Genomic DNA, 22,491 nt, shown 5'->3' on the forward strand with positions numbered 1-22,491 from the left:
GTTGCGAGCGAAGTAATCAGTCAGGAAGGTGGCATGTCTGCACAACCGGTAGATTTACAAATTTTTGGTCGTTCGTTGAGAGTGAATTGTCCGCCAGAGCAGCAAGATGCGCTCAATAGCGCGGCTGAAGATCTCAATCAGCGGTTGCAAGATCTAAAAGTTCGCACTAGAGTCACAAATACAGAACAACTGGTGTTCATCGCCGCGTTAAACGTCTGCCACGAGCTGGCGCAAGAGAAAGTGAAAACGCGCGATTATGCTGCTAATATGGAACAGCGTATTCGTATGCTGCAGCAGACGATAGAACAGGCACTGGTTGAGCAAGGTCGCATCTCTGAGCGTGAGGGTGCGAAGTTCGAATAAAACTTCATGGTTGCTATCGTTACATCAACGGTGAGGTAAATTTTCTCTGAGATGTTTGCATGTGGGCCAGTCCCCTGAGCCGATATTTCGAAAAAACAGAATGTGACGCTCTGTAACCTGTGTGCATGCTCGGTTCGTCCGAGAAGCCTGATGGTTACGACGGCATGTTCACCTTGAACCAAGGGTTCAAGGGTTACAGCCTACGGCGGCATCTCGGAGATCTCCCTTCCTGTAGTCCTGCTTTTTTCCCCGGACCGACATGTTATAGTCGCTGCACAGCGGCTTATCCGGCGGGGAAATCATGTCTGAACCTTCCATGTCATCACCTTCAATGTTACAGCGTCAGGAAATTCGTCAGCAGGTGCGCCATCTGCGTCGTGCCATGACGGATGAGCAGCAGGCTCAGGCCGCCGAACAGCTCGCTGAACTCGCCCTTAACTACGCCCCGCTCTCAGCCGCACGCCATATTGCCCTGTTTTTATCGGTTGATGGTGAGCTGAATACCCGTCCGCTGATTGCCCGGCTCTGGCATCTGAAGAAAGCCGTCTATCTGCCGGTTTTACACCCTTTCTCCCCCGGTAATTTACTGTTTCAGCGCTACTCGCCCGATACACCACTGATCCCGAATAAACTGCGCATTCCTGAACCGCTGCTCGATATCCGGCAGTTGATCACACTTGATCAATTGGATCTGATGCTGGTGCCGCTGGTGGCCTTTGATCAGCATGGGCAGAGGCTGGGGATGGGAGGCGGCTTCTACGACCGCACGCTACAGAACTGGCGGCAGCACGGTTTTTTGCCCGTTGGTCTGGCACACGACTGTCAGCAGGTGGATAGCCTGCCGGTTGCAGAATGGGATGTGCCTTTGCCAGCGGTGATGACGCCGTCAAAGCTCTGGCAGTGGGAGTAGAAGAAGCACTGTTAGGGGATTTTCAGACGGCTTAAACCCATATTCGGGCGCAACTGGCAGCAATGAAATAGCTCAATGCGCAGGGAAGATGGTCAGAAGAGGAAAGCGTCCCGCGCAAGGGACAAAAACGCCGGGAGCGTTTTGAACAGCGCAAAGCGTTGGCACGTTCACGGGCGCACCTCAGGGATGAGGTGCGTACTAAAAACGCCGGGAGCGTTTTTGAACAGCGCAACGCGTTGGCCCGTTCACGGGCGCACCTCAGGGATGAGGTGCGTAATCGCGCGGGCCAAGCATGCCATGGATGGCGGCTTTTGCTTCTTTCCGATCTGACCGTGTTCTCTTCGCAGTCTCGGTATTAAAGCAAATCGGGACAGCCTGTATTAACTACCTGAAGAGACACAACTAAGCGCCTATTCAGGTTGGTATCACTTAGTAAAGCAAACGAGCGCGGATAGTGCCCGGAATCGCCTTCATCAGCTGCAGTGCGTTCTCTGCCACTTCTGGCTCTGCATCAATGTCGATAACCACATAACCCATAAACGGCGAGGTCTGCAGATACTGCGCGGCGATGTTGATGCCCTGCTCTGCGAAGATCTGGTTGATAGCCGTCAGCACGCCGGGACGGTTTTCATGGATGTGTAGCAGACGGCTGGCGCTGATACCGTGAATCGGCAGTGACACTTCCGGGAAGTTTACAGCCGAGAGAGTCGAGCCGTTATCGGAATATTTCGCCAGCTTACCCGCTACTTCAATTCCGATGTTCTCCTGCGCTTCTTCCGTCGATCCGCCAATGTGCGGTGTCAGGATCACGTTGTCGAACTCACTCAGAGGAGAGATAAACGGCTCGCTGTTGGTGGCAGGCTCGGTCGGAAAGACATCGATGGCTGCGCCACCCACATGCTTGCTGGCCAGGGCATCACACAGCGCCGGAATATCCACGACGGTGCCGCGTGAGGCGTTAATCAGCAGCGCACCGGGTTTCATCTGCGCCAGTTGCTCTGCACCGATCATATCCTGTGTGGAGGCGGTTTCCGGCACGTGCAGGCTGACAACGTCGCTCATGTTGAGCAGATCGGCCAGATGGCGTACCTGCGTGGCATTACCCAGCGGCAGCTTGTTTTCAATGTCGTAGAAGAAAACATGCATCCCCAGGCTTTCGGCCAGCACGCCCAGCTGCATCCCGATGTGGCCGTAACCGATGATACCCAGCTTTTTGCCACGCGCTTCAAATGAGCCTTTGGCAATCTTATTCCAGATACCACGGTGTGCTTTCGCATTAGCTTCGGGGATGCCACGCAGCATCAGCAGCATCTCACCAATGACCAGCTCTGCCACCGAGCGGGTATTCGAGAACGGCGCGTTGAATACCGGAATACCCCGGCTCGCAGCCGCCTGCAGATCAACCTGGTTAGTGCCGATACAGAAACAGCCAACGGCGACCAGCTTTTCAGCCGCCGCAAAAATCTCTTCAGTGAGCTGGGAGCGGGAACGGATACCAATGAAGTGCGCATCGCGGATCGATGCTTTTAACGCGTCGGAGTCCAGTGCGCCCTTGTGGAATTCGATGTTGGTGTAGCCTGCAGCCCGCAGATTCTCCAGCGCGCTCTGATGGACACCTTCCACCAGCAGGAACTTAATCTTATCTTTTTCCAGTGATACCTTTGCCATTTCCCGATCCTATTCAGCATTCAATGAGGACTACCATAAGCCAGCCTTCTGTCAAAATATCAAAAAAATCGCGTCCGGCAATACAAACGATTGCCCGGCAGCCAGCACGGCAATGTCTGACAGCAGCACATTGCCGGACAAAATCATGATGTCAGCGATGAAGAGAGAACGAACCTACTGTCGATGACGGTTATGTGACATAAGTCACCAAATTTCACCGACGTGAGAAAAGATGATTTGCAGGCAGAAATAACCGGCGCCTTTACAGCGCCAGACAGATCATTTTTTGATAGTTTTCACGCCATCAGGACCGCCAATCAATGCGATATCGGCACCGCGCGCGGCAAAAAGACCAACGGTAACGACGCCCGGCAAGGCATTGATGGTTTTTTCGAGCTCAATCGGATCGAGAATGCGCAGATTATGCACATCGAGAATAATGTTGCCGTTATCGGTCACCACGTTCTGACGATACTCAGGTAAGCCGCCCATTTTCACCAGCTGACGCGCCACGTAACTGCGCGCCATCGGAATCACTTCGACTGGCAGCGGAAAACGCCCCAGCACATCGACCTCTTTTGAGGCGTCAGCGATGCAGATAAAGGTCTCGGCCACCGCGGCTACGATCTTTTCACGCGTCAGCGCTGCGCCGCCGCCTTTGATCATCTGCATCTGTGGGTTGATCTCATCCGCGCCATCAACGTAAACCGACAGCAGGTCAATCTCGTTCAGATCGAACACCTGAATGCCCAGGCTTTTCAGCTTCTGGGTAGAAGCGTCGGAGCTGGAGACGGCACCTTCGATCTGATGCCTGACCGTGGCCAGCGCATCAATAAAGTGGGCAGCGGTGGATCCGGTGCCTACGCCAACAACGGTGCCCGGCTGCACATAGTCAAGTGCAGCCCAGCCAACGGCTTTTTTCAGTTCATCCTGGGTCATGGTATGTTTAAAACCTGTGCGACAACGAAGTGCGCGTAGTATAAAACAAGGCTTGCTGAAAATGCTCGGCTGTCCGACGTGGATTTAACGCTTTGGAAGCCAGCCCACAAAAAACAAGCGAGCCATCACAGGTGACACTTTTGTGGCATAGTGACGTCCACCCTGAAGGAGAGAGAAGAAGAATGAAACGCCCGGATTATCGAACGCTTCAGGCGCTGGATTCAGTGATCCGCGAACGCGGCTTTGAGCGTGCCGCACAAAAGTTGTGTATCACCCAATCGGCGGTTTCACAGCGTATCAAGCAGCTGGAGAACCTGTTTGGTCAGCCGCTGCTGGTGCGCACCGTGCCGCCGCGTCCGACTGAACAGGGTCAGAAATTGCTGGCGTTACTGCATCAGGTGGAGCTGCTGGAAGAGGAGTGGCTGGGCGATGAGAACAGTGGCACCACACCGCTGCTGCTGTCGCTGGCGGTCAACGCCGACAGTCTGGCGACCTGGCTACTGCCTGCGCTGAAAGATGTGCTGGCAGATTCCCCTGTCCGTCTGAATCTGCAGGTCGAAGATGAAACCCGCACTCAGGAGCGTCTGCGTCGGGGTGAAGTAGTCGGTGCAGTGAGTATTCAGCCGCAACCGCTACCGAGTTGTCTGGTGGATCAGCTCGGTGCGCTCGACTATCTGTTTGTCGCGTCACGCGACTTTGCCGATCGCTTCTTTCCTAACGGCGTCACGCGCTCAGCCCTGCTGAAAGCGCCTGCGGTGGCGTTTGACCATCTTGATGATATGCATCAGGCCTTCCTGCAGCAGAACTTTGATCTTTCACCCGGCAGCGTGCCCTGCCACATCGTGAACTCCTCTGAAGCCTTTGTGCAGATGGCGCGGCAGGGTTCAACCTGCTGTATGATCCCGCATCTTCAGATTGAGCGTGAGCTGGCAAGCGGTGAGTTAATCGATTTGACGCCGGGATTGTGTCAGCGCCGGATGCTCTACTGGCATCGGTTTGCGCCGGAGAGCCGCTTAATGCGTCGGGTGACCGATGCGCTGATTGCGCATGGACATCGGGTGCTGCGGCAGGATGACGTGGCAGCCTGAAAACAAAAACGGGGCGAAAGCCCCGTTTTTGTTGCTGACAAATCGGGATAACCAGGAGTCTTACAACAACAGAAAAGTTAAACGCGAAGGGAACAGGGTCAGAAGAGGAAAGCGTCCCGCGGCCTGGGACAAAAACGCCGGGAGCGTTTTTGAACAACGCAACGCGTTGGCCCGGTCACGGGCGCACCTCAGGGATGAGGTGCGTAATTGTGCGGGCCGAGCGGCCAGGGATTGGCCTTAGCGACTTTCCGATCTGACCCTGTTTCCTGTGCAGGCACCGTCTCACAGCGAACCAGGCCAGGTTTTGTCAACAATCTCAAACGGGACATCAGCCCCGTTTTGCATTATGGCGTGTTGGGCTTGAGCTCAAACACCACATCTACCTGATCGTCAAAGTTGATGCTCTGCTGATCGTAGGTTTCCTGCGCCGACGTATCTGCCGCGGCTGCCGCTTTATACATGCGGTTCATTGGCATCGGCTGATAGTTGGCAACCTGATAACGAATGCTGTAGATGGATCCCAGCTTCGCGTTGAAGCCTTCAGCCAGCTGTGAGGCCTGCTGAGTCGCGTTCTTAATCGCGGCTTTACGCGCCTGCTCTTTGTAGCTTTCCGGGTTTGCCACGCCTAACTCAACGCTGCGTACCTCATTCAGACCAGACTTCAGCGCCCCGTCCAGCAGATCGTTCAGCTTGTCCAGTTGACGCAGGGTGACCTGCACCTGACGCACCGCGCGATAGCCTTTCAGTACCGATTTACCCTCTTTGGTGTAATCGTACTCAGGCTGTGTGCTCAGGTTAGCTGCATCGATATCTTTCTTCTCAATGCCGTTTTTCTGCAGAAAATCGAAATATTGCGCAACCCGGCTATCCGCCTGCTTTTTCGCATCTGCAGCATCTTTCGACGACACGTTCACCACGATTGAGAGCGTCGCGATATCGGGACGGGCATCGACCGTTGCCTTGCCTGAGGTCACCACGTGCGGTCCGTTCGGTAACTCATCAGCGTGTACGCCAGGCAATGCCCCGGCGCTCATGATTGCGGCCAGAGCCAATGCTTTCAGTTTCATGAAAGTCCTCCTTGAAAAGGTCACTATGACGGCTTCCAACCGGCGAAGCCCAAAAGCGCATCGGTATGCGCCATGCTTTGAGTGGTCATTATGGCAAAAGTTCGCCTGCGGTGCGGCAATTACTGGCGCGGATCGCAGCCGGGATCAAAAACCGGCAATGCCCTGGCGCGCCAACTGCAGGGCGATAAACCACATTACCGCACCCACCAGCAGGTTAATAATGCGCTGGGCTTTCGCGGTACGCAGGCGCGGTGAGAGCCACGCGGCCAGCAGGGCCAGGCCAAAGAACCAGAGGATCGACGCACTGATGGTGCCCAGCGCGAACCACTGACGCGCCGTGGTAGTCGGCAACTGACCGCCAAGACTGCCCAGCACCACAAAGGTGTCGAGGTAGACGTGCGGATTGAGCCAGGTTACCGCCAGCAGCGTCGCAATGATGCGTCCCCTGCTCTGCTTTAACGGCTCACCATCCGTCAGATCGGCCTCACCGCGAAAAGCACTGCGCAACGCGCCCCAGCCATACCACAGCAGAAAAGCCACGCCCGCCCAGGTGATGACCATCAGCAGCAGCGGAGACTGACTCAGCAAGGCGCTGCCGCCAAAGATGCCGCCGCATATCAGCAGAATATCGCTCAGCGAGCAGAGTGCCGCCGTCATCAGATGGTACTGACGTTTTACACCCTGATTCATCACAAATGCGTTTTGCGGCCCCAGCGGCAGTATCAGCGCGGCGCCGAGGGCAAGCCCCTGAAAGTAGAGAGATATCACAGCATTACGTCCTCACGTGGTCAGATGCGAAGAAGTATAAAGAGAGGAAATGATTAGCGGAAATTGAAAGAACTAATCTGCGATTAGCAAAATTAATGGGCGACGGTCGCCGCCCATTGATCGATTTTTATTGTCACTGAACCTGCGTTTCGACGGCTTCAGGCGCGGATTTCTGATGCAGATGCACATCCATCTGCGGATAAGGAATACCAATTCCTTTGCCATCCAGCGCACGTTTGAAGTTCTTCAGCAGATCCCAGTAAACGTCCTGCAGGTCTCCGCTGTTGCTCCAGCAACGCACCACAAAGTTCATGGAAGAAGCAGCCAGTTCGTTAAGACCGATCTGAATACCCTTCTCTTTCAATACACGGCTGTCGGCTTCAACGACCTGCTGCAGTAAGGCAATGACTTCATCCACATCCGCTTCATAAGCGACGCCAATGATAAATTCATTGCGACGAACCGGCTCACGCGAGAAGTTAACGATGTTTCCGCTGATGATTTTACCGTTTGGCACCACCACAATTTTGCCATCCCCGGTCCGGAGCGTAGTAGAGAAAATCTGCACATGCAGTACGGTGCCCATCACGCCACCCAGATCAACAAACTCGCCTGTACGGAACGGGCGGAAGGTGACCAGCAGGACGCCTGCGGCCAGGTTTGAGAGCGATCCCTGTAAGGCCAGACCAACTGCCAGACCAGCAGCACCCAGTACAGCAATCACCGAGGCGGTCTGCACACCAATACGTCCCAGCGCCGCGATAATGGTGAAGGCGATAACGCCATAGCGCACCAGCGCGGAGAGGAAGTCTGCCACGGTCGCGTCGATATGACGGGCGCGCAGCAGGCGATTTACGGCATTAGAGATGATACGGGCGATGACCATCCCGATAATGATGATGGCGATAGCGGCAACGATATTTACGGCATAGCTGATGATCAGCGCCTGATTGCGAATCAGCCAGTTACCTGCGTTGTTTAAGCCGTCGACGACGTGTAAATCTTCCATTAATAAGCCCTGTTGTTAGATTCCCACCGGGAATGAAAAAACTGCCAGATGACATCCGACACCCTGCCATCAAGGGTAATCAATTATCCCCTTAAGCGCCAAACCGTCGGGCTTTAAAGCGCGTTTTTACGAAAATTTTGCATAAAAAAAGGCCCTTTCGGGCCTTTTTTGTACGATTACTGAATGTCAGTTACAGCACGTCGACAGCGTTAAGCTCTTTGAAAGCCTGCTCCAGACGCACGACCATAGAGGCCTGGGCAGAACGCAGCCAGACGCGTGGGTCGTAGTATTTTTTGTTTGGCTTGTCGTCGCCTTCCGGGTTACCCAGCTGCGACTGCAGATAGCCTTCGTTCTTTTTGTAGTACTGCAGGATGCCGTCCCAGGTTGCCCACTGGGTATCGGTATCGATGTTCATCTTGATCACGCCGTAGCTGATAGACTCTTCGATTTCTGCAGCTGAAGAACCTGAACCGCCGTGGAAAACGAAGTCCAGCGCGTTGTGCGGCAGGCCATGTTTTTCACACACATATTTCTGCGAATCGCGCAGAATGGTCGGGGTCAGTTTCACGTTACCTGGCTTGTAAACGCCGTGTACGTTACCGAATGAAGCCGCAATGGTGAAGCGCGGGCTAATCGCATGCAGTTTTTCATACGCGTAGTTCACATCTTCCGGCTGAGTGTAGAGTGCAGAAGCGTCCATGTGGCTGTTATCCACGCCATCTTCTTCACCACCGGTGCAGCCCAGTTCGATTTCCAGCGTCATGTCGAGTTTCGCCATACGCGCCAGGTATTTGCTGCTGATCTCGATGTTCTCTTCCAGAGACTCTTCTGACAGGTCGATCATGTGAGAAGAGAACAGTGGTTTACCGTTTTTCTGGAAATACTCTTCACCCGCGTCCAGCAGACCGTCGATCCATGGCAGCAGTTTCTTGGCACAGTGGTCGGTGTGCAGGATAACCGGCACGCCATACTGCTCAGCCATCAGGTGAACATGGTGTGCACCCGCGATAGCGCCGAAAATGGCCGCGCCCTGTGGTTTATCAGTCTTGAAGCCTTTACCCGCGATAAATGCAGCACCGCCGTTAGAGAACTGGATGATGATTGGCGCTTTAACTTTCGCAGCGGCTTCCAGTGCGGCATTGATAGAGTCGGTGCCGACGCAGTTTACGGCTGGCAGTGCGAATTTGTTCTCTTTCGCAACTTTGAAGATCTTCTGTACGTCATCACCAGTGACAACGCCGGGTTTTACGAAATCAAAAATTTTAGACATGATTGTGTCCTGTTTCGTGACCGTTGTTCCCGCTCGGGAACATCGATTTAAACGCCCAGACGGGCAAGACTTCAGGCGATGCCGCCAGGCATCGCCCCCAAAGGATTACTGCTTCGCACGCTCTTCCAGCATAGCAACTGCAGGCAGTTTTTTGCCTTCAACGAATTCAAGGAACGCGCCGCCGCCGGTAGAGATGTAGGAAATTTTGTCTTCAATGCCGAACAGGTCGATAGCCGCTAAGGTATCGCCACCGCCAGCAACAGAGAAGGCATCGCTGTCTGCAATGGCGTTCGCCACGATCTCGGTGCCTTTACGGAAGTTAGGGAACTCAAACACGCCCACCGGGCCGTTCCACAGGATGGTTTTAGCATCCTTCAGGATAGCCGCCATCGCCTGTGCGGTTTCGTCACCAAAGTCCATAATCTCTTCGTTATCCGCCACTTCCGAAACCTTTTTCACGGTCGCTGGCGCAGTTTCAGAGAATTCTGTGCCGACGCGTGAGTCAGTCGGAACCGGGATACCGTGCTGATCGCGCAGGCCTTTGGCCGCTTCAACGAAGTCTGGTTCATAGAGTGATTTACCGACATTGTTGTCGATAGCCACGAAGGTGTTAGCAATACCGCCGCCCACAATCACGGTGTCCGCGATTTTGACCAGAGACTGCAGCACGTCAAATTTGGTAGAGACTTTAGAACCGCCAACAACAGCCACCAGCGGACGTTCCGGGTTGCTCATAACTTTACCCAGCGCTTCCAGTTCTGCAGAAAGCAGCGGACCGGCACAGGCGATAGGAGCAAATTTGCCGACGCCGTGGGTAGACGCCTGCGCACGGTGCGCAGTACCAAAGGCGTCCATCACAAATACGTCGCACAGCGCAGCATATTTTTTAGACAGTGCTTCGTCGTCTTTCTTTTCGCCTTTGTTGAAGCGAACGTTTTCCAGCACCACCAGTTCGCCAGCGCCGACTTCAACGCCATCGAGGTAATCTTTTGCCAGGGTCACATTGGTGCCGCTCAGCTTCTCTTTCAGGTAGTTAACTACCGGCAGCAGCGAGAACTCTTCGTTGTACTCACCTTCGGTCGGACGACCCAGGTGGGAGGTAACCATTACTTTCGCGCCCTGTTTCAACGCCGCTTCAATGGTTGGCAGAGAAGCACGGATACGTGCATCAGACGTCACTTTACCTTCTTTAACTGGTACGTTCAGATCGGCACGGATCAGAACGCGTTTGCCAGCCAGATCCAGATCGGTCATCTTAATTACAGACATGGTGAACCCTCTCGTTGATTCTCATAAGTTTTGCCAGACGCAAACCGCGTCTTACCTGAAACCGCTTGCGGCCATCGCTAACGTCGTGTCGAGCATTCGGTTAGCAAAGCCCCATTCGTTGTCACACCAGACCAGGGTCTTGATAAGGTGTTGACCGCTGACCCGCGTTTGTGTTCCATCCACAATGGCACTGTGCGGATCATGGTTAAAATCTACTGAGACTAACGGTAATTCCGTATAGTCAACTATACCACGAAATGCCCCTTCTGCCGCGCTCCGCAACAGGGTGTTAACATCACACGCTGTCACCGCGTTATGCACAGAAACGCTGAGATCAATGGCCGTCACGTTAATCGTCGGGACGCGAACGGCTATCGCCTCAAAGCGATCGTTGAATTTCGGAAAAATACGGGTAATGCCAGCCGCCAGACGCGTATCTACCGGGATGATCGACTGACTGGCTGCACGTGTGCGGCGCAGATCGCTGTGATAGGCGTCGATCACCTGCTGATCGTGCATCGCCGAGTGGATCGTAGTGACAGTGCCGGATTCGATTCCAAACGCATCATCCAGCAGCTTAATCACCGGAATAATGCAGTTCGTCGTACAGGAGGCGTTGGAGACGATGCGGTCACTGGCGGTCAGTGCCTGCTGGTTAACGCCATACACCACCGTGGCGTCGAGATCGTTGCCGCCGGGATGAGAGAACAGCACTTTTTTAGCGCCAGCCTGCAGGTGCGCTTCGCCATCAGCCCGCGAGCCATAGACGCCGGTACAGTCCAGCACCACATCCACGTCGAGTTCACGCCAGGGCAAATCGGCAATGTCTGCACGGTGCAGAATACGTAGGGTATCACCCCCCACCCACATCACATCGCGCTCCTGACGGACGTCGAACGCAAAACGGCCATGGCTGGTATCGTATTTCAGCAGATGCGCCATACCGGTGGCTTCTGCCAGCTCGTTAATGGCGACCACGGTGATCTCTGCACGCCGGCCCGTTTCATAGAGCGCGCGCAGGACGTTGCGTCCAATCCGGCCAAAACCATTTATCGCTACCCGTACCGTCATTTCTCTCCTGCCACGTCAGACTGAAAAAAACGTGCCGTTAGCCTGAGCGTTTCACTGCATTTTGTACAGGAGATTCTTACCCGGCATTGTCCGAAATCAGGGCGGTGTGCACAGCGACTGAAACGGTTCAGCCACAATAATAGAAGGAAGGAATAACAGGAATGACTGTGATCAATCTGACTGCTTAAATTTGGATCTGCGTCACAAATTCGGGCCATAGTCAGTTATTACTGGAGGAATAATAAATAAAGGGACGAAAATTTCGCCCCTCTTGTTTCACTGCCAGACGGGAACAGACCCGCTTGGCCGGTTTTTACGCCAGCAGCGCCTTCGCTTTAGCGACCACGTTGTCGACGGTGAAGCCAAACAGTTCAAACAGCTGATCCGCAGGTGCAGATTCGCCGAAGCTGGTCATACCCACGATAGCGCCGTTCAGACCGGTGTATTTGAACCAGTAATCCGCGATGCCCGCTTCGATAGCGACGCGCGCGCTGACCGCTTTCGGCAGTACGGATTCGCGGTACTCATCGCTCTGCTTGTCGAAAGCATCCGTTGAGGGCATAGAGACCACGCGCACTTTACGGCCTTCGCTGGTGAGTTTGTCCCATGCACCGACAGCCAGCTCAACTTCTGAACCGGTAGCGATCAGGATCAGCTCAGGGGTGCCGTCGCAATCTTTCAGTACATAACCGCCACGTGCCACGTTAGCCAGCTGTGCAGCGTCACGTTCCTGCTGCGCCAGGTTCTGACGAGAGAAGATCAGTGCTGTCGGGCCATCCTGACGTTCGATGGCATATTTCCACGCCACGGCAGATTCAACCTGGTCACATGGACGCCACAGGCTCATGTTTGGTGTGGTACGCAGGCTCGCCATCTGCTCAACCGGCTGGTGCGTCGGACCATCTTCGCCCAGACCGATAGAATCGTGGGTGTAGACCATGATCTGGCGGATCTTCATCAGTGCCGCCATACGCGCTGCATTACGCGCATATTCAACGAACATCAGGAAGGTGGCGGTGTACGGCAGGAAGCCGCCATGCAGCGCCAGGCCATTAGCGATAGCGGTCATACCAAACTCGCGCACGCCGTAATGGATGTAGTTACCCGCTGCATCTTCGTTGATTGGCTTAGAGCCAGACCAGATAGTCAGGTTGCTCGGTGCCAGGTCGGCTGAGCCGCCCAGGTATTCCGGCAGAATTTTACCGAAAGCTTCGATAGCGTTCTGTGAGGCTTTACGGCTGGCGATCTTGGCCGGGTTCGCCTGTAGCTGCTCAACGAACTTCTGCGACTCTTCCTGCCAGTTAGCGGGCAGTTCGTTGCTGACGCGACGTTTGAACTCGGCAGCCAGTTCAGGATGTGCCTGCGCATACGCAGCGAATTTCTCATCCCATGCAGACTCTTTTGCCTGGCCCGCTTCTTTCGCGTCCCACTCTGCATAGATGTCAGAAGGAATAACGAATGGCGCGTGGTTCCAGCCCAGCTGTTTGCGGGTCAGTGCCACTTCATCATCACCCAGCGGTGCGCCGTGTGAATCATGCGTGCCCGCTTTGTTCGGTGAACCAAAGCCGATAACGGTTTTGCACATCAGCAATGAAGGCTTGTCGCTGACGCTTTTCGCTTCGTCGATCGCTTTAGCAATCGCGTCCGCATCGTGACCATCAACGCCGCGCACCACGTGCCAGCCGTACGCTTCAAAGCGCTTCGCGGTGTCATCGGTGAACCAGCCATCAATGTGACCATCGATAGAGATGCCGTTGTCATCGTAGAACGCAACCAGTTTGCCCAGCTTCAGCGTACCCGCCAGTGAGCAGACTTCGTGCGAAATACCTTCCATCATGCAGCCATCACCCATGAAGACATAGGTGTTGTGGTCTACGATGTCATGACCCGGACGGTTGAACTGTGCGGCCAGCGTGCGTTCCGCAATGGCGAAGCCGACTGCGTTCGCGATGCCCTGCCCCAGCGGACCGGTGGTGGTTTCAACGCCCACGGTGTAGCCATATTCAGGGTGACCTGGAGTTTTTGAGTGCAGCTGGCGGAAGTTTTCCAGCTCGCTCAGTGGCAGATCGTAGCCGGTCAGGTGCAGCAGGCTATAGATCAGCATGGAGCCGTGACCATTAGACAGAACGAAACGGTCGCGGTCGGCCCACAGCGGGTTGGTTGGGTTGTGGTTCAGGTAGCCGCGCCAGAGTACTTCAGCGATGTCCGCCATGCCCATTGGGGCACCCGGATGTCCCGATTTCGCTTTCTGTACTGCATCCATACTTAACGCACGAATGGCGTTGGCAAGCTCTTTACGAGAGGGCATTTTCTACTCCAGGTCGGATTAATGCTTCGCGCCTTAACTTATTGTTATTAATGAGTTAGTGGGCAAAACAAGGAAAAAGTTGCCCATCAATGTACATGAAAATCGGGGCAAAAGTACATGCTGTAAAACGCTAAATGTAACCGCTCCGTATGGCTTTTCCGGCCAACTCTGCTAGCAAAGTGCAGACTGGCACGCTATAACCAAATCGTTTATTCACCTGACTGAGTTTCAGGTGTTTGTTTTTCTTACCTTGTTATGAATGGGATAGAGCATGAAAATCCAGAAAACGGTGTTAGCGCTTGGGCTGGCAACGCTGCTCAGCGGCTGTCAGGGTTTAGACAATAATGGACTGATGCAGTCGGGCGCGCAGGCGTTTCAGGCGTACACCCTGAGCGACGATCAGGTTAAGCAGCTGAGCGATAAATCCTGTGAGCAGATGGACAAAGATAATCAGGTTGCGCCTGCGAACAGTGAGTATCAGCAGCGTCTGAACAAGATTGCGGCCGCGCTGGGCGACAACATCAACGGCGTCCCGGCTAACTACAAGGTCTATCAGACCAAAGATGTTAACGCCTGGGCGATGGCCAACGGCTGTATCCGCGTTTATAGCGGCCTGATGGATATGATGACTGACAATGAAGTGGAAGGCGTGCTGGGTCATGAGATGGGGCACGTGGCGTTAGGTCATACGCGCAAGGCGATGCAACTGGCGTATGCCACGACCGCAGCCCGCACGGCAGCAGCCTCAGTGGGCGGCGTGATCGGTTCACTGTCGCAGTCGCAGCTGGGTGAGATGGGGGAAAAACTGGTCAATGCGCAGTTCTCCCAGACACAGGAATCACAGGCGGATGACTACTCCTACGATTTGATGAAGAAGCGCAACATCAACCCGGAAGGCCTGGTCACCAGCTTTGAGAAACTGGCGAAACTGGAACAGGGACGTCAGAGCTCGATGTTTGACTCGCACCCGGCTTCTGAAGCGCGCGCCGAGCACATCCGCGAACGTATTGCTGCTGACGCGAAGTAATACGGACGGCAGGCGCGTGCATTGTGCATGCGCCTGCAGAGCGTGTCAGGTCAGTATCTGTGGCCTAACGTTTGAATATCTGATCCACCATCGAACCTAAATCGAGTTTGTTCTCGTGCAGTGAGGCTTCATCCATATGCCCCTGCGGTGACATCTTATCAATCAGCTGCGGCAGGATAACTGCCAGCGTGCCCGCTGCGCCTTTCACGTCGGTTCCCAGCTTATCCGCCAGTGACTGCAGTTCCGCCTCACCAAACGCCGAGTGGATGTCGCTGTGTTCTACAGGCTGATTCGTCCCGGTGCCGATCCACGAACCAAACACCTCACCCAGCCCGCCCTGCTGGAATTTTTGCAGCAGCACTTCGATGCCGCCCTGCTCCTGTACCCAGTGCCAGACCGCCTGCAACTGCCCAGGCAGATGCCCGTCGCTTTGGTTGCCCTGCAGCGCTTCCGCCAGTTCATCCAGAAAGCCCATAATTGCCTCCACGTTGAGAATTGATATCAGTCAGTTTAGTTGCTGATGCGTGGTTACGCCTGAGGCGCGTGCGCTATCAAAAGCGGGAGAAAAATCCGGAGGGGAAAAAGCGGATGGTGACCGTTACTGACACTGCGCCGCTTCAGGTGGCAGCGCAAAGCCTGCCGGGTTGACCCGGCAGGCTCAGGACGGGATTAGCCTTTGTTCACGGCCTGAACATGCAGCATATCCAGTGCCAGCGTCGCCGCCGCCAGTGCTGTCAGATCGGCGTGATCGTAACCCGGTGCCACTTCCACCAGATCCATGCCGACAATGTTCATGCCCTGCAGGCCACGAATCAGCTTGGTCGCTTTATCGGTGGTCAGGCCGCCAATGACCGGTGTGCCGGTGCCAGGCGCATGGGCCGGATCCAGGCAGTCGATGTCGAAGGTCAGGTAAACCGGCAGATCGCCGACGGTGCGTTTCACTTCGGCGAGGATATCGTCAACGCTGCGGTCATTAACCTGCGCCGCATCCAGCACGTTGAAGCCCAGGCTCCTGTCGAACTCGGTACGGATACCGATCTGCACGGAGTGCTGTGGATCGATCAGACCCTCTTTCGGCGCGGTAAAGAACATGGTGCCGTGGTCAAAGGTCGGGCCGTTGGAGTAGGTATCGGTATGGGCATCGAAATGCACCAGCGCCATCTTGCCGAAATGTTTCGCATGGGCGCGCAGCAGAGGCAGCGTAACGTAGTGGTCACCGCCAAAGGTCATCATGCGCTTGCCATTGGCCAGCAGTTTTTCCGCATGGGCCTGTAACTTGTCAGAGAGGTCCTGCGAGTCGCCGAAGGCGTAAACCAGATCGCCACAGTCGACGACGTTCAGGCGCTGACGCAGGTCGAAATCCCACGGCCAGCGGCAGCCTTCCCAGGCCAGATTAGTTGAGATCTGACGGATTGCGCCCGGACCCAGGCGGCTGCCCGGACGACCGGAAGTGGCGGCATCAAACGGCACGCCGGTGATAACCCACTCGGCGTCGCTGTCGTAAGGCTGGAAATTCAGCGGAAAACGCATGAAGCCAAAGGCGTTAGAAACCAGGGAGTTGTCGTACTGATTGCCAAGCGTGTTATACATAATTGCTCTCTCTATGTGCGTAAGTCGGGCCAGGCCCGCAAGCCATTAAGGTTGAGATGAAAAAAATCCCCTCCGCGTCGTTAGGCCCGACGAGGAAGGGATTGAGTGGTTCAGATTATCGACATAGTTAACGGCAACTGCAATATGCGATTGCGGGCTGCCGGGGCCGATTACTCATCTTCTAAATAGGTGTATCCGTAGAGGCCGCTCTCAAACTCTTCCAGGAACTGCGCGCGCAGTTCGTCGTCGAGATCGGACGCCTGCACCTGATTGCGGAACAGCGCCATCAGCTCGTTAGGATCAAGCTGCACATAACGCAGCATGTCAGCCACGGTGTCACCTTCATCCGAAAGCTGCACTTCGACTTCGCCATTTTCGCGTGCGTAGACATCCACCGCCTCGGTGTCACCGAACAGGTTGTGCATGTTGCCCAGGATTTCCTGATACGCCCCGACCATAAAGAAGCCCAGCATCGGCGGGTTATCAACGTCATATTGCGGCATCGGCATAGTAGTCGCGATACCGTCGCCATCCACGTAGTGATCGATGGTGCCATCTGAGTCACAGGTGATGTCGAGCAGTACGGCGCGGCGCTCCGGCTTCTTGTTCAGCCCTTCCAGCGGCAGGACCGGGAACAGCTGATCGATACCCCACGCATCCGGCATAGACTGGAACAGCGAGAAGTTAACGTAGATCTTATCCGCCATCCGCTCCTGCAGTTCGTCGATGATCGGACGGTGCGCACGGTTGCTGGGATCCAGATGCTGCTGAATGTAGTGGCAGATGCTCAGATAGAGCTGCTCAGCCCATGAACGCTGTTTGAGATCGTAAGTGCCGGACGCGTAGCCGGTGTGGATATCAGACAGATCCATCTGGCTGTCATGCAGCCATTCACGCAGCGAACGACGGGTGTCCGGCTCGTGCATCTCCTGCCAGGTTTCCCACATGCTGAGGATCGGGCGCGGCGCATCCGCATCCGGCGTTTCGGGTTCGCTGAACTCGTTACGCTCCACACCGATGATGTTGGAGACCAGCACCGTGTGGTGCGCGGTCACGGCACGACCGGACTCGGTGATCACCGTCGGATGGTCCAGACCGTGCTCATCACAGGCCGCACCAATCGCCCAGATCACATTGTTGGCGTACTCATTCAGGCCATAGTTGACCGAGCAGTCCGACTGCGAGCGTGTGCCTTCATAATCGACACCGAGACCGCCGCCCACGTCGAAACATTTGATATTAACGCCCAGCTTCGCCAGTTCGACGTAGAAGCGCGCCGACTCACGCACACCGGTGGCGATATCGCGGATATTGGACATCTGCGAACCCAGATGGAAGTGCAGCAGCTGCAGGCTGTCGATGCGACCCACTTCACGCATGATCTCAACCAGCTTCAGCACCTGGGTCGCGGACAGACCAAACTTCGACTTTTCGCCGCCGCTCGACTGCCATTTACCGGAGCCCTGAGAAGCCAGACGCGCACGGATACCGAGACGCGGCACCACATTCAGACGCTCTGCTTCTTCCAGCACCAGCCGGACTTCTGTCATCTTCTCCAGCACCAGATAGACCTTGTGGCCCATCTTCTCGCCGATCAGCGCCAGACGAATATATTCGCGGTCTTTATAGCCGTTACAGACGATCACTGAGCGGGTCTGTCCGGCGTGCGCCAGCACCGCCATCAGCTCTGCTTTGGAACCTGCTTCCAGTCCCAGCGGTTCTCCAGAGTGGATCAGCGATTCGATGACGCGTTTGTGCTGGTTAACTTTGATCGGGTAAACCAGGAAGTAGTCGCCTTTGTAACCGTAAGATTCACGCGCACGCTTAAAGGCGGCGTTAATCGAACGCAGACGATGCTGCAGGATCTGCGGGAAGCAGAACAAGGCGGGCAGACGCTGGCCCTGTGCTTCGCGCTCTTTCACCAGGCGGGCTAAATCGACGCGCACATCCGGACGGTCCGGATCGGGGCAGACACTGATGTGGCCCAGTTCGTTAACGTCGTAATAGTTGTTGCCCCACCAGGCGATGTTGTACGTACGCAACATTTTGCTCGCATCCTGATCGTTCATTGCAACCTCCTGCATGGAGCGGAGTGTACCCTGTTCGCCAGCTGACGAACCTTTGATATTCTTCATGTCGTCAGACATCGCGAACCTCAATTTTCCGTTGAAAGATAGAACTGTTAACCGGCTTTATGGCCGCTAATCTGAAAACCTGTTGCCACATTAAATCCACTGTCCTGTTCACCTGACATTGCCGTCAGCGCGATTCACGCATGAGAGTTAAGTGTAAAACACCCTGGCCATCTCCGTTGAAACAGAGAACATTTAACCGATCACTATTGACCATGGATAATCTGCGTCGTTCCGCTGCGCGGGCGCAGAGAAGAGACAAAACCGATCGAGCAGAGATAAAGATTAGCCGGCGCCTGTGTCGGTAAAATTACCGCATCGGACGTCGTGTCGGCAGAAAAGAGAAACAGATGGGAAGCAGGAGAGAGCCAGCGCCACGCCGCAGCGCAGAGAACCGGAAAAAGAAAAAGCGTGGTTCATTACTTGTATCACCTCCGCATATGCCAGGGGCACATGGAAAACAACCTGGGTGAAAGCCAGATCAGAGTCCGACAGGCGCGACGCAGAGAGTGGCGTCATTCTTGCTGCTGCTCTCGAAGCAGCGGCGTTTTATACCGTTTACGGCCCAAAAATGCAAAAAGATTATCCGGGAATTGCGTGAAGTGTCAGCAAATTATGTCGATAACGATAACAGGTTAAATGCTGAAACAGAAAAAGGGCTGGTAATTGGTTTACCCTCTATCCTAAAATAGCCGTCCAGATGGTTTTCCATCTAAACAGGTTACTATCCAGGCGGTGTTGGCCCGCTGTGCTGACACAACCTCACTGCTCGCGGCTTTGCCTGAAGGGGCGTCAGGTCAGACAACCTCACTGGCGCTATGCAGTCGTACTCAAACCATATTTAAGGTAAAGAACAGAATGGCTAAACACCTTTTTACGTCCGAGTCCGTATCAGAAGGACATCCCGATAAAATCGCCGACCAGATCTCTGATGCTGTGCTGGATGCGATCCTTGAACAGGATCCGAAAGCGCGCGTGGCCTGCGAAACTTACGTTAAAACCGGTATGGTGCTGGTTGGCGGTGAAATCACCACCAGCGCCTGGGTCGATATCGAAGAGATCACCCGCAAGACCGTACGTGAAATCGGCTATGTTCATTCCGATATGGGCTTTGATGCCAACTCCTGTGCGGTATTAAGCGCGATTGGTAAACAGTCTCAGGATATCAACCAGGGCGTTGACCGCACCGATCCGCTGGAACAGGGCGCGGGCGATCAGGGCCTGATGTTCGGCTATGCCACCAACGAAACAGACGTGCTGATGCCTGCGCCGGTGACCTATGCGCACCGTCTGGTGCAGCGTCAGGCTGAAGTGCGTAAAAACGGCACCCTGCCTTGGCTGCGTCCGGATGCCAAGAGCCAGGTCACTTTCCAGTATGACGATGGCAAAATCGTCGGCATCGATGCCGTTGTGCTCTCTACCCAGCACGCGGAATCCATCAGCCAGAAAGATCTGCAGGAAGCGGTGATGGAAGAGATCATCAAGCCGGTTCTGCCAGCAGAATGGCTGAGCGCCTCAACCAAATATCACATCAACCCAACCGGTCGCTTTGTGATTGGCGGCCCGATGGGCGATTGCGGTCTGACCGGTCGTAAAATCATCGTTGACACCTACGGCGGCATGGCGCGTCACGGTGGCGGTGCGTTCTCGGGTAAAGATCCGTCAAAAGTTGACCGCTCTGCAGCCTATGCAGCGCGTTACGTGGCGAAAAACATCGTGGCGGCCGGTCTGGCTGACCGTTGTGAAATCCAGGTCTCCTACGCAATCGGCGTGGCTGAACCGACCTCAATCATGGTGGAAACCTTCGGCACTGAGAAAATCTCTACTGAACAGCTGACGCTGCTGGTACGCGAGTTCTTCGACCTGCGTCCATACGGTCTGATTCAGATGCTGGATCTGCTGCACCCAATCTATAAAGAGACGGCGGCTTACGGTCACTTTGGTCGCGAACATTTCCCTTGGGAAAAAACCGACAAAGCGGCCCTGCTGCGTGAAGCCGCTGGCCTGTAAGGTCAGCAGCTGCTGATGAAAACCCTGCCCCTGCGGCGGGGTTTTTTATCGGCTTTTCAGCCCCATCGCTAACCGGAGAATTTTTGCTTCCGCCATCCTTCTGAACAATATCCCCACACCGTTTCAGCGCGCGCCCGTGGACGGAAAAAACGAACCTGACCGGCATGTCTTTCACTCTGCAGCAAATTTTCCATTCTCAGCTACACTTCCTTTCGCTTTTTCTGACGACAAAATGTTAACGATTACAAATTGAAATGCTTTGTTTTTCCTATATTTAGGAATTAACGCACGTAGTTATTATGCTGAAAATGCGTTATTTTCAGCGTCGTCTGATAGCCACTAAATAGAGCATTGTCAGAAACTTAATGAGTGCTATACCTCACTGGTTAATTAATCTTTCCGGGAAAAATATGCTGAATTTCAGGGTTTCAGCGTGTGTAAGCGATTACACTGATGTGATCAGACTCACTTTTTTCCCGCAAAAGGTTTTTTAACATTGATAAAAACAATGATGGATAAACCTGGAGGCTCCCATGCCTGGCAATACACACAAAAGCAGAACTTCAAATAAGGCGATGACCTTATTTGTCTGCTTTCTGGCGGCCCTTGCGGGACTGCTGTTCGGTCTGGATATCGGCGTTATCGCCGGTGCCCTGCCGTTTATCGCAAAGGACTTTAACGTTACTCCCCACCAGCAGGAGTGGATCGTCAGTTCCATGATGTTTGGTGCGGCGGTCGGTGCTATCGGCAGCGGCTGGATGTCATCCCGCCTGGGCCGTAAAAAAAGCCTGATGGCCGGTGCGATTCTGTTCGTTATCGGTTCACTCTGGTCAGCGATGTCGCCAAACCCGGAAATGCTGATCAGCGCCCGCGTTCTGCTGGGCCTGGCCGTCGGTATTGCCTCTTATACCGCCCCGCTTTATCTTTCTGAGATCGCTCCGGAAAAAATTCGCGGCAGTATGATTTCGCTTTACCAGCTGATGATCACCATCGGTATTCTGGGTGCTTACCTTACCGATACCGCCTTCAGCTTTACCGGCAACTGGCGCTGGATGCTGGGCATCATCACCATTCCGGCTCTGCTGTTGCTGATCGGTGTTTTCTTCCTGCCAAACAGCCCACGCTGGCTGGCGGCGCGAGGCAACTTCCGCGATGCGCAACGCGTACTGGATCGTCTGCGTGACACCAGTGAGCAGGCAAAACGTGAGCTGGAAGAGATTCGTGAAAGCCTGAAGGTCAAGCAGTCTGGCTGGGGTCTGTTCACCAGCAGCAGCCACTTCCGTCGTGCGGTCTATCTGGGCATCCTGTTGCAGGTCATGCAGCAGTTTACCGGTATGAACGTCATCATGTACTACGCACCAAAAATCTTTGAAATCGCGGGCTTCACCAACACCACCCAGCAGATGTGGGGCACGGTGATTGTGGGTCTGGTCAACGTACTGGCGACCTTCATTGCTATTGGTCTGGTGGATCGCTGGGGCCGTAAACCTACCCTGATTCTGGGCTTTATGGTGATGGCAGCTGGTATGGGCGTGCTGGGTACGATGCTGCACTTCGGCATTCACTCCGCGGGCGCACAGTACTTCGCGGTCGGTATGCTGCTGATGTTTATCGTTGGTTTTGCGATGTCAGCCGGTCCGTTGATCTGGGTGCTCTGTTCCGAAATTCAGCCGCTGAAAGGCCGCGATTTCGGTATCACGGTTTCCACGACCACCAACTGGATCGCCAACATGATCGTGGGTGCGACCTTCCTGACGATGCTGAATACGCTGGGCAACGCGAACACCTTCTGGGTCTACGCACTGCTTAACCTGTTCTTCATTCTGTTGACCGTGATGCTGATTCCTGAGACCAAAAACGTCTCGCTGGAACACATCGAACGTAACCTGATGGCAGGTAAGAAACTGCGCGACATCGGTTCACGTGACTAATATTACCCGATAAAAAATACGGTAAAAAAAACGGCGGGGTTTCTCTGGAAACCCCGCCGTTTTTATTTGTT

At 54.6% G+C, this 22,491-nt stretch carries 18 protein-coding genes and 1 other RNA gene; 7 read left to right on the plus strand and 12 right to left on the minus strand.

Annotation, left to right across the window (positions count from 1 at the left end; genetic code table 11):
- Positions 1-33 precede the first annotated feature (33 nt).
- The 3 genes from zapA (at position 34) to FA92_RS14455 (ending at position 1,273) form a co-directional block, all read left to right on the plus strand.
- Positions 34-363, plus strand: coding sequence for a cell division protein ZapA (gene zapA, locus FA92_RS14450; protein ID WP_008925677.1), 330 nt, complete (start codon positions 34-36; stop codon positions 361-363).
- A gap of 40 nt (positions 364-403) precedes the next feature.
- Positions 404-587, plus strand: a non-coding RNA gene (gene ssrS, locus FA92_RS22765) — 6S RNA.
- 92 nt (positions 588-679) lie between these two features.
- Positions 680-1,273 (plus strand): 5-formyltetrahydrofolate cyclo-ligase, encoded by a 594-nt coding sequence (locus FA92_RS14455; protein ID WP_033784008.1) that lies wholly within the window; start codon positions 680-682, stop codon positions 1,271-1,273.
- Positions 1,274-1,702: 429 nt separating this feature from the next.
- Here the strand turns inward: FA92_RS14455 and serA are convergent, their stop codons facing one another.
- The gene (gene serA / locus FA92_RS14460; RefSeq protein ID WP_033733680.1) at positions 1,703-2,941 is read right to left on the minus strand and encodes a phosphoglycerate dehydrogenase; all 1,239 of its coding nucleotides are present in this window, start codon (positions 2,939-2,941) and stop codon (positions 1,703-1,705) included.
- Positions 2,942-3,220: 279 nt separating this feature from the next.
- The gene (gene rpiA / locus FA92_RS14465) at positions 3,221-3,880 is read right to left on the minus strand and encodes a ribose-5-phosphate isomerase RpiA (RefSeq protein WP_013358954.1); all 660 of its coding nucleotides are present in this window, start codon (positions 3,878-3,880) and stop codon (positions 3,221-3,223) included.
- A 182-nt stretch (positions 3,881-4,062) separates the two neighbouring features.
- Here rpiA and FA92_RS14470 point away from each other — a divergent pair, with 182 nt between their 5' ends.
- Entirely contained in the window at positions 4,063-4,968 is a 906-nt protein-coding gene (locus FA92_RS14470; RefSeq protein ID WP_010248822.1) for a LysR family transcriptional regulator ArgP, read from the plus strand.
- A gap of 344 nt (positions 4,969-5,312) precedes the next feature.
- Here the strand turns inward: FA92_RS14470 and FA92_RS14475 are convergent, their stop codons facing one another.
- The 7 genes from FA92_RS14475 to tkt form a co-directional block, all read right to left on the minus strand.
- The gene (locus FA92_RS14475) at positions 5,313-6,035 is read right to left on the minus strand and encodes an oxidative stress defense protein (protein WP_033784009.1); all 723 of its coding nucleotides are present in this window, start codon (positions 6,033-6,035) and stop codon (positions 5,313-5,315) included.
- 144 nt (positions 6,036-6,179) lie between these two features.
- The gene (gene argO / locus FA92_RS14480) at positions 6,180-6,803 is read right to left on the minus strand and encodes an arginine exporter ArgO (protein WP_033784010.1); all 624 of its coding nucleotides are present in this window, start codon (positions 6,801-6,803) and stop codon (positions 6,180-6,182) included.
- 133 nt (positions 6,804-6,936) lie between these two features.
- On the minus strand, positions 6,937-7,812 hold the full coding sequence (gene mscS, locus FA92_RS14485) for a small-conductance mechanosensitive channel MscS (RefSeq protein ID WP_033784011.1): 876 nt from the start codon (positions 7,810-7,812) through the stop codon (positions 6,937-6,939).
- A gap of 190 nt (positions 7,813-8,002) precedes the next feature.
- Entirely contained in the window at positions 8,003-9,082 is a 1,080-nt protein-coding gene (fbaA, locus tag FA92_RS14490; RefSeq protein ID WP_013358958.1) for a class II fructose-bisphosphate aldolase, read from the minus strand.
- A 105-nt stretch (positions 9,083-9,187) separates the two neighbouring features.
- Positions 9,188-10,351, minus strand: a complete 1,164-nt coding sequence (gene pgk / locus FA92_RS14495; protein ID WP_013358959.1) for a phosphoglycerate kinase — start codon at positions 10,349-10,351, stop codon at positions 9,188-9,190.
- 51 nt (positions 10,352-10,402) lie between these two features.
- Positions 10,403-11,422, minus strand: coding sequence for an erythrose-4-phosphate dehydrogenase (gene epd, locus FA92_RS14500; protein ID WP_033733686.1), 1,020 nt, complete (start codon positions 11,420-11,422; stop codon positions 10,403-10,405).
- Between the two features lie 313 nt (positions 11,423-11,735).
- Positions 11,736-13,730 carry a transketolase gene (gene tkt / locus FA92_RS14505; RefSeq protein WP_033733687.1) on the minus strand — a complete coding sequence of 665 codons (1,995 nt, stop codon included), beginning with the start codon at positions 13,728-13,730 and terminating at the stop codon, positions 11,736-11,738.
- 271 nt (positions 13,731-14,001) lie between these two features.
- Here tkt and FA92_RS14510 point away from each other — a divergent pair, with 271 nt between their 5' ends.
- Positions 14,002-14,757, plus strand: a complete 756-nt coding sequence (locus FA92_RS14510; RefSeq protein ID WP_013358963.1) for a M48 family metallopeptidase — start codon at positions 14,002-14,004, stop codon at positions 14,755-14,757.
- A 64-nt stretch (positions 14,758-14,821) separates the two neighbouring features.
- Here the strand turns inward: FA92_RS14510 and FA92_RS14515 are convergent, their stop codons facing one another.
- The 3 genes from FA92_RS14515 to speA form a co-directional block, all read right to left on the minus strand.
- On the minus strand, positions 14,822-15,232 hold the full coding sequence (locus FA92_RS14515) for a YidB family protein (protein ID WP_033784012.1): 411 nt from the start codon (positions 15,230-15,232) through the stop codon (positions 14,822-14,824).
- Between the two features lie 194 nt (positions 15,233-15,426).
- Positions 15,427-16,347, minus strand: a complete 921-nt coding sequence (gene speB / locus FA92_RS14520) for an agmatinase (RefSeq protein ID WP_013358965.1) — start codon at positions 16,345-16,347, stop codon at positions 15,427-15,429.
- 170 nt (positions 16,348-16,517) lie between these two features.
- Positions 16,518-18,494: a biosynthetic arginine decarboxylase gene (speA, locus tag FA92_RS14525; RefSeq protein WP_072008985.1), complete on the minus strand. Its 1,977-nt coding sequence runs from the start codon at positions 18,492-18,494 to the stop codon at positions 16,518-16,520.
- An 843-nt stretch (positions 18,495-19,337) separates the two neighbouring features.
- On the opposite strand from speA, the gene metK reads away from it, so the two are divergent.
- Positions 19,338-20,489 (plus strand): methionine adenosyltransferase, encoded by a 1,152-nt coding sequence (gene metK, locus FA92_RS14530; protein WP_010248851.1) that lies wholly within the window; start codon positions 19,338-19,340, stop codon positions 20,487-20,489.
- Positions 20,490-21,022: 533 nt separating this feature from the next.
- A complete protein-coding gene (locus tag FA92_RS14535) occupies positions 21,023-22,420 on the plus strand; it encodes a sugar porter family MFS transporter (RefSeq protein ID WP_013358968.1) in 1,398 nt (465 codons plus the stop codon).
- The last annotated feature ends 71 nt before the right edge of the window (positions 22,421-22,491 follow it).

The sequence above is a fragment of the Pantoea sp. 9140 genome (genome assembly GCF_000745295.1).
Taxonomy (GTDB): domain Bacteria; phylum Pseudomonadota; class Gammaproteobacteria; order Enterobacterales; family Enterobacteriaceae; genus Pantoea; species Pantoea vagans.